Origin of the sequence: Vreelandella arctica (genome assembly GCF_037070215.1) — a bacterium.
Classification (GTDB): domain Bacteria; phylum Pseudomonadota; class Gammaproteobacteria; order Pseudomonadales; family Halomonadaceae; genus Vreelandella; species Vreelandella arctica.
This window is the reverse complement of the sequence record NZ_JBANSN010000082.1, coordinates 1-1684: the sequence shown is the minus strand read 5'-3', so window position 1 is coordinate 1684 and position 1684 is coordinate 1. Positions and strand designations below refer to the sequence as shown.

1 protein-coding gene is annotated in these 1684 nt (G+C 54.8%); it reads right to left on the bottom strand.

Features of this window, described 5'->3' with window-relative positions; all coding sequences use genetic code 11:
* Positions 1–36: 36 nt before the first annotated feature.
* A protein-coding gene (locus tag V8L70_RS22735) for an IS3 family transposase (RefSeq protein WP_431313204.1) occupies positions 37–1607 on the bottom strand; the annotation gives its coding sequence in 2 pieces (ribosomal slippage) (positions 37–1154 and positions 1154–1607; 1572 coding nt in all).
* Positions 1608–1684 lie beyond the last annotated feature (77 nt).

The following is a 1684-nucleotide window of genomic DNA, read 5'->3' as shown; positions in this document are numbered from 1 at the left end:
CGGTGATTTTCAACCCAGTTGTCCAAATGGCTGAGCTTAAGCAGCCTTTTTATTACGCTCGATTTCCTTCACTTTTCCTGGGTTAAGCGACACTGAACCAGTGACCCCCCAGTTTCGGGTGCTGCCCGACCAGCGTTGCGGATATCGGCGCTTAGCGCTTTCATAAACCGCTTTACGGCGTTCAAGGCGTTTTCGATCAACACCACGATGTCGGTCAGCTGGTGTGACATATTGGATGCCACTGTGAAGGTGCTGCTCGTTGTAAGCCTGTTCGAACACCAACATCCATTCCCGTACCGCGCTCAGCGATGTAAAGCCCTTGGTGGGCCACGCTGGGCAATATTTGACGGTGCGGAACAGCGATTCCGAGTAAGGGTTGTCGTTGCTGACTCTCGGTCGACTGTAAGACATCAACATCCCTAGCTCGGTTAACCTCGCTTTGAGCGTATAGGACGTCATTGGCGCCCCATTATCCGAGTGCAACACCGGTGGCTGGTGCCAGCATTTCTCACGCAATAATGCACGCTCCATCAGCTGTTTAGCCAACTCGCCCGATTCCGTCTCATGAACTTCCCAGGCAATGATTTTGCGGCTGTAGATATCCACGATCAGATAGAGATACCAGTGCTGACCACGCACAACGGAAGAACAGTAACTAATGTCCCAGCTCCAGACTTGGTTAGGCCCTGTCGCCGTAAAACTGGTCGGCGCGGCTACTCTGCGGCGTGCTTTCGCACGGCCTCGATGGTGGTGCTGACGATGCTTTTTCAATACGCGATAAAACGACGACTCGGAGGCCAGATAGATGCCGTTGTCTGCCAGTAAGGGCACGATTTGAGACGGCGGCAAGCTCTGATACTCGGGACGATGACAAGTGTTCAAAATGGCCCACTCTTCCTCATGCGACAGCTGATGCGGCTGCCTGCCTTGCACCGACTGTGGGCGCTGATCCTCAACCACAGCGCCACACTCAGATCGCCAACGCTTTAATGTGCGCTCGCTGACATCGATAATATCGGCTGCTTGATAGCGGGAAGCGCCACCCACAACCGCTTCGTCAAATAGCGCGATGAGCCTTGCACGTTCGTCGAGCGGCGTTAGTCGTCCTCGCCGCTGTCGGGGTTTTCGCTGTACAAGGCTTCGAGCTTTTTTGAGAGCACCAGTAACGATGTCGTCTCAGCCAACACCTTGTCTTTGCGGCGCACTTCCGCTTTGAGCTGCTTGATGGTCTTACGGTCTTCTTTACGCTGCTTGTGCGCCGCTTTTTCCTGATCTTCTTGCCGACCAGCGCCCTCGAGGCAAGCCGCTTTCCACTGCTGAATTTGCTCGGGATAAAGGCCTTTTTCGCGACAGTAAGCGCCAAGCTCCGCCTCTGACAGGGTGGCGGTTTCAATGACCACGGCTAGCTTGGCGTCGGGCGACCATTCGCTGTCGCCTGGGGTGTAACCCGGCACAGGCACTCCTTTTACTCGACACTGTTTTAACCAACTATACAGCGTCGCGTCAGAGATGCCTTCCTCTGTCGCTACCGATGCCACACTGTGATTATGGGGTGGTAACAACTTCTTCAGGACGGCTGCTTTACGCTCTGCAGAATAACGTGGCACAAGGGCTCCATGCCGCTCCCTCTGGATTAGATTTAGGCGATATCGCCAACCGGACAACTAGGCTGACAGAGGGGGGG